The sequence below is a fragment of the Nocardioides sp. genome, assembly GCF_034670285.1.
In the GTDB taxonomy this organism is placed as follows: Bacteria; Actinomycetota; Actinomycetes; order Propionibacteriales; family Nocardioidaceae; genus Nocardioides.
The window spans coordinates 1-6,358 of sequence record NZ_JAXMNS010000214.1 but is presented as its reverse complement, the minus strand read 5'-3'; the positions used below and the strand labels follow the sequence as shown (position 1 = coordinate 6,358).

At 72.1% G+C, this 6,358-nt stretch carries 6 protein-coding genes; 4 read left to right on the top strand and 2 right to left on the bottom strand.

The genetic code is table 11. The annotated features are described in order from the left end of the window. Positions 1-246: 246 nt before the first annotated feature. Positions 247-1,128 (top strand): NAD(P)-dependent oxidoreductase, encoded by an 882-nt coding sequence (locus VOI19_RS11770; RefSeq protein ID WP_323793152.1) that lies wholly within the window; start codon positions 247-249, stop codon positions 1,126-1,128. A gap of 19 nt (positions 1,129-1,147) precedes the next feature. Here the strand turns inward: VOI19_RS11770 and VOI19_RS11765 are convergent, their stop codons facing one another. Continuing rightward, positions 1,148-1,822: a VOC family protein gene (locus VOI19_RS11765; RefSeq protein ID WP_323793151.1), complete on the bottom strand. Its 675-nt coding sequence runs from the start codon at positions 1,820-1,822 to the stop codon at positions 1,148-1,150. Between the two features lie 35 nt (positions 1,823-1,857). Here VOI19_RS11765 and VOI19_RS11760 point away from each other — a divergent pair, with 35 nt between their 5' ends. From VOI19_RS11760 to VOI19_RS11750, 3 genes are read left to right on the top strand one after another with little or no spacing between them, the layout of a single operon-like run. After that, positions 1,858-4,038 (top strand): molybdopterin-containing oxidoreductase family protein, encoded by a 2,181-nt coding sequence (locus VOI19_RS11760; RefSeq protein ID WP_323793150.1) that lies wholly within the window; start codon positions 1,858-1,860, stop codon positions 4,036-4,038. A 41-nt stretch (positions 4,039-4,079) separates the two neighbouring features. Beyond that, complete coding sequence (locus VOI19_RS11755; protein WP_323793149.1) at positions 4,080-4,739, top strand: Pr6Pr family membrane protein; 660 nt, start codon at positions 4,080-4,082, stop codon at positions 4,737-4,739. A 4-nt stretch (positions 4,740-4,743) separates the two neighbouring features. Next, a complete protein-coding gene (locus VOI19_RS11750) occupies positions 4,744-5,163 on the top strand; it encodes a PPOX class F420-dependent oxidoreductase (protein ID WP_323793148.1) in 420 nt (139 codons plus the stop codon). Positions 5,164-5,181: 18 nt separating this feature from the next. Here the strand turns inward: VOI19_RS11750 and VOI19_RS11745 are convergent. Then, the coding region (locus tag VOI19_RS11745; RefSeq protein ID WP_323793147.1) for an FAD-binding domain-containing protein at positions 5,182-6,358 on the bottom strand (1,177 nt) is incomplete at its 5' end.

Below are 6,358 nucleotides of genomic sequence, written 5' to 3'. Positions count from 1 at the left end.
ATCTTGTCTCTACCGTAGCCGCTGCCCCCGCGGGGCAGTAGGAGAGTCTGCCACGGTCCCACATGTTGAGACGAGCGTCCCGTCATGTGGGCGTTCGCGCCATCCACGGGACCCGGCGGGCCGATGTCCTGCTGGGGGCGACCGGAGTGCTGAACAAAGGCATCAGAGAAGCCGGGTCTCACGCTCAGCCGGCGACCTCACGAGCATGTTTCTTCAGCACTTCGGCAGCGACCTAGGTTTGGCGCCATGCGCATCTTCTTCACCGGCGGGAGCGGCAAGGCCGGCCAGCACGTCGCCGCGTTCCTCGCTGATCAGGGCCACCAGGTCACCAACGCCGACCTCGTCCCCCTGGGCCACCCCGACGTCGCCGACCTGCGGGTCGACCTCACCGACGCCGGCCAGACCTACTCGGCGATGGCCGGCCTGGCCCGGATGAGCGAGCTCGACCTCGACGAGCAGCCGACCTACGACGCGGTGGTGCACTTCGCCGCGGTGCCACGGATCCTCCTGCAGCCCGACGCGACGACGTACGCCGTCAACGTGCTCAGCACCTACAACGTCCTGGAGGCCGCGACCCGGCTCGGCATCGACAAGGTCGTCTTCGCCTCCTCCGAGACGACGTACGGCGTGTGCTTCGCGCAGGGCGAGCGGCGACCCGACTACGTGCCGGTCGACGAGGTACACCCGACGGTGCCCGAGGACGCCTACGCGATGTCGAAGGTCGCCGGCGAGGCGACCGCCCGAGGGTTCCAGGCCCGCACCGGTGCAGATGTCTACGGCCTGCGGATCAACAACGTCATCGAGCCGCACGAGTACGCCGAGAAGTTCCCGGCCTTCCTCGCCGACCCTGCGCTGCGCCGCCGCAACTTCTTCGCCTACATCGACACCCGCGACCTCGGACAGATCGTGCAGCGCTGCCTGGAGGTCGACGGCCTCGGCTACGAGGTCTTCAACGTGGCCGCGGCCGACCTGTCGGTCGCGGCCACGACCGACGAGCTCCGGGCCGACTTCTACGATGGCGTCGAGCTGCGCCGCGAGATGGCACCCGACGAGACCTTCTACTCCATCGACAAGGCTCGCGAGCTGCTCGGCTACGCGCCGCAGCACTCGTGGCGCGAGGCCCTCTGACCGGTCCCGCGCAGCGGAGTCAGGCGCGCTCGCGACCCTGCCAGGTCGTGAGGCACACCTGGTTGCCCTGCGGGTCGGCCAGCACCCAGAACATCGGCGCCGCCTCGTCGCCCACGAGCGTGCCGCCGGCCGCGACCGCCGCCGCGATCCGGCCCTCGACCACCTCGGGCGGCACCCGCAGGTCGAGGTGCCACCGCTGGTGCGGTGTCTCGTGCGGCGCCGACTCCTGGAACCAGATCGTGGGGCGCTTGCCCGTCGGGTCGACCAGCTCGTCGGGCGCCTCGGAGTCCGCGTAGCCGAGGACCGCTCGCCAGAAGGGCTTGATCTCCTCGAGGTCGTGGGTGTCGAGGGCGAGCTCGAGCACCGAGGTCACCTCGGGACCGGACTTCGCCCCCAACCGCACGGCCATCTCGCTGATGGCCCGCGCCAGGATCACGTCGCGCCGCGTGACCCCACCGACGTCGTGGCTGCTGAGCCGGACGTCGACGCTCGGGTAGGTGAGGTCGACGTCGGGGTGGTGGTCCATCTCGTCGGCCGCGGCCCCGATCGCCTGCACGAGGGTCACCCCGGCGTTGAACCCGCCGGTGCGGAAGCGCGCGTGCAGCACGCCGTGGAGCACCCGCCAGTCGGCGAGGCCCTCTGCCTCGATCGCTGGTCCGTCGAGCACGATCCGGTCGGCGTCATCGATACTCATGGACGTCACTGTGCCACCCGCCGAGGAGAAGCTGAATGACTCGTTCGACCCGCACGTTCTGCCGGATCTGCGAGGTCCACTGCGGGCTGGTCGTCGACGTCGACACCGACCGCGACACCGGCGAGGAGCGCGTCGTCAAGGTCAGCCCCGATCGCGACCACCCCGTCACGAAGGGCTACTGCTGCGTGAAGGGCCTCGGCCTCGGCGCTCTCCACCACGACGACGACCGCGTCGACGTCCCCCTCAAGCGCGTGGACGGCGAGCTGGTCGAGGTCTCCTGGGAGCAGGCGCTCACCGAGATCGGCGCGCGGGTGCGAGGCCTCGTCGACGAGCACGGTCCGCGGGCGCTGGCGCTCTACCAGGGCAACCCGACGTTCTTCTCCCTCTCGGGCACCGTCATGTCGACCGCCTTCGTCGAGGCGCTGGGCTCCCCCAACGTCTTCGCGTCGCACTCGATCGACGTCAACACCAAGTTCCACGTCTCCACCGAGATGTACGGCCTCTCGCTCGTGCACCCCGTGCCGGACTTCGAGCACCTCGACTTCTTCGTCTGCCTCGGCTCGAACCCGCTGGTGAGCCAGATGTCGGTGCTCCAGGTCTCCGACGCGGCCGGCGTGCTGTCGTCGATCACCGAGCGCGGCGGCCGGGTCGTCATCGTCGACCCACGACGCACCGAGACCGCGCGACGGGTCGGCGAGCACGTGCCGATCCGGCCCGGCACAGACGCCTACCTGCTGGCCGCGATGCTGCACGTGCTCACCGTCGAGGTCGGCCTCGACCTCGCCCCGGCCCGTGAGGTCGCTCGCGGGGTCGACGACCTCGTCGCGGCCGCCGCTCCCTGGACCCCCGAGCGGGCCGGAGCCGTCACCGGCATTCCGGCCGCGACGATCCGCGACCTCGCGACGTCGTACGCCGCCGCCAGTGTCGGGCAGGGCGGACGCGGCGCCGCGCTCTACTGCTCGACCGGCGTCAACATGGGACCGTTCGGCTCGGTGGCCTACTGGCTGCTCCAGGGCATCAACCTGCTCGCCGGCAACCTCGACCGCCGTGGCGGCCTGCTCGTGCCGCGCGGCGCGTTCGACACCCTCCGGCTGTCCTCGCTGATCGGCCTGGGCGGCTTCGACGACCACCGCACCACCGACGGCCGCTGGCACCGGGTAGCCGGGGCCTTCCCCGTCGCGGCGCTGGCCGACGAGATCACCACCGACCACCCCGACCGGGTGCGCGCGCTCTTCGTCTCGGCCGGCAATCCCGCCCACTCGGTGCCCGGCGACGCGCTGGCCGAGGCGCTCCCGCACCTCGACCTGATGGTCAGCGTCGACCTCTACCGCAACGAGACCGCGGCGTACGCCGACTACGTGCTGCCCGCCACCGACATGCTCGAGCGCCCCGACTTCCCGGCCTCGCACCAGTCGCTGCAGATCGTGCCGCACGCCCAGTGGACCCCGGCCGTCGTCGAACCGCTGGCTCAGCGCCGCACCGAGTGGCAGATCTTCTCCGACCTCGCTCTCGCCTCCGGGGTGCGTCCGTGGGGAGTGACGGCCGCGCACACGCTCCCGCGCCTCAACCGGCTGCTGCGTCGGCTCCCCCGCTCACCGCAGGTCACCATGGACACCCTGCTGGCGGTGCTGCTTCGCTGGGGACGGCGCACCACCCTAGGCGAGCTCAAGCGCCGGCCCGAGGGTGTGCTGCTGCCGCCCACCGAGCCGGGATCGTTCCTCGGCAAGCGGGTCGCGACCTCCGACGGACTCGTCGACCTCGCCCCCGCCGACCTCGTCGCCGACCTGGCCCGGCTCGAGGCGAGCGAGGCCGAGCTGTCACGACCAGGGGTGCTCCGCCTCGTCGGACGTCGTGACCGCCGCTCGCACAACTCGTGGATGCACAACAACTCCCACATCCGTCAGCCCGACGGCAACACCGCCTTGATGCATCCCGATGACGCCGCCGCCCGCGGCATCGCCGACGGCGCGACCATCGAGGTCTCGAGCGCCACCGGAGCCGTCGAGGTGACGGTCTCCCTCACCGACGACGTCGCTCCGGGCGTCGTCGTGGTGCCCCACGGCTGGGGCCATGCGACCACCGGACCACGCCGAGCCCGAGCCCTCGCCGGCGCCAACATCAACGCGGTCGTGCCCGGCGGACCCGCGCAGATGGACCCGGTGTCCGGACAGGCGATCATGCTCGCGCACGAGGTCGAGGTGCGTCCGGTCGGTTGATGCGCCAGGCGAGGCCGCGGCGGAGTCGTTAGCCTCCGGGCATGACGCTCCCCCGGGCCCAGTTCTGGCACCTCCTCACCGCCGTGGTCACGATCGCGGCGATCGCCCTCCAGCTGGTGCTGGTGATTCGCGGCGGGCAGGTGCTCGACGAGGTGGAGCCGCCGGAGCTCGGCCTACGTCTCGCACGCTTCATCGCCTACTTCACCGTGCAGAGCAACGTGCTCGTCGCCATCAGTGCGGTCACCCTGGCCCGCGACCCGCTGCGCGACGGCCAGGGATGGCGCGTGCTGCGACTCGCAGGAATCGTCGGGATCACCGTCACCGGGCTGGTGCACTTCGTGCTGCTGCGTCCGCTCCTCGACCTCGGCGGCGCCGACTGGACCGCCGACAAGCTGCTGCACATGGTCGTTCCCGTGCTCGCCCTGATCGGCTGGGGCGTGTTCGGGCCGCGCCCTCGGATCACGCGGCGCGAGGTCGGCCTGGCGCTGCTCTGGCCCCTCGCGTGGCTGGGCGTGACGCTCACGGTCGGCGGGCTGTCGGGCTGGTTCCCCTACCCGTTCCTCGACCACCGCGAGGACGGGGCCGGCGCCGTGGCGGTCACGAGCCTCGGCGTGCTGGTGCTGTTCTTCGCGCTGTTCTCGGTCGCGTCCTACCTCGACCGTCGACTCACCCCTTCGCCGACCACGGCAGCGGCAGACTGACCTCATGGACCTCGTCGACGCCACCGCCTGGGCGGCCACCCGCACGCACGCCGTACTCATCACACTCCGCCAGGACGGTCGGGCGCAGTCCTCCGACGTCGTCTACGCCCTGGACGGCGACACGTTCGTCGTCTCGGTCACCGACGACCGCGCCAAGACCGCCAACATGCGCCGCGACTCCCGCATCGTGCTCCACGTGAGCGAGCCGGAGTCGTGGTCCTACGTCTCCTTCGACGGCACCGTCGAGCTCTCCGACGTCACGACGGAGCCGGGCGACGCCACCAGCGACGCGCTGTGTGCCTACTACGAGGCGGTCGCCGGCGAGCCGCACCCCGACTGGGACGAGTACCGCGCGGCGATGATCGCCGAGAAGCGCCTGGTCGCTCGTTTCAGCCCGACGTCCGCCGTCGGTCAGACCAACTGACGACCGACCCCTGCTGGGTCAGCGCCCGGACCGCGGGCGCCACGCGCTGAAGGAGCGCACGCTCGCGGGCCGCGGCTGCACGAGCCACGGCCACGGGTGCACCTCTCGTACGTCGAGCCGCGCGCGGTAGCGGGCCCATCCCGGCACCGGGGCGTACGTCGTGGCCAGCGGGACGCCGTCCAGCTCGGCGACGACGTGGCCGCGCCGGAGCTCGACCTCGCGCAGACCGGCCAGCTCGCCCAGGGTCTCGGCGAGGAACACCAGCCGCTTGCCCGACAGCCGCAGACGGGCAAGCAGCGGCTCGTCGAACACGAAGACGGCCGGCCGATCGGGGTCGGCCGCGAGCGCCGGGTCGCCGGCGCCGAGCGACTCCGCGGTGAGCCACACCCGCTCGCCGTCCCCCGGGCCCTCCACCTCGGTCGGCCCACTCGGCACCTCCGCCTTGCCCAGGTCGGGGCCGTCGACATCGGGGCCGAGGCCCTGCTCGGGCCAGTCCTCGATGGGGCAGGCATCGGCCAGCGGGCACGCGCGGCACAGCTCGGGCGCGCGCTTCTCCACCTGCCAGCGGCTGAACCCGTAGGCCTTGCCGCTGCCGGTGCCGACCGTCCACTGCCAGCCGAGGCGGTTGGCGGCGCGCGAGCCGTCGAGCAGGTGCGCGAACATCTCGTCCTCACCGTCGCGCCAGGTCGCGCCCGCGCGCACGCCCCACTGCGAGGCCAGCCACATGCGGGTCTGGTTGACCAGCCACCCGTCGCGCTCGAGGTCGCCCACGACGTGCTCCATGCACGTCATCTCCCGCGGCCACGCCTCCTGCGAGGTCCACACACCCGACCTCGAGCCGGCCCGGGGCTGCTCCTGCCGGAGCGCGTGGCCGAGCGCCGGCCCGACGCGGGCGTAGAGGTGGCGCGAGTACTCCTGCCACAGCAGCTCGTCGCGATACTTCCCGCGGTCGCGCTCGGGCGCGTCGGCCACGGCGTCCCACACCTCGGGGAGCGCCACCAGGCCGTGGCGGATGTAGGGAGACATCCGCGTCGCGCCCTGCCGCTTCCTCGGCAGCACCGTGCTGCGCGAGCGTGAGTAGCCCGTGACGTCGAGGCTCGCCAGCGCGGTGTCGGCGGCGGTCTGGCCCCCGCGCAGCGCGCCCGGGCGTACGCCGTCCGGTCCCTCGCGGGTCAGGTCGCCGAGGTGGGTCGAG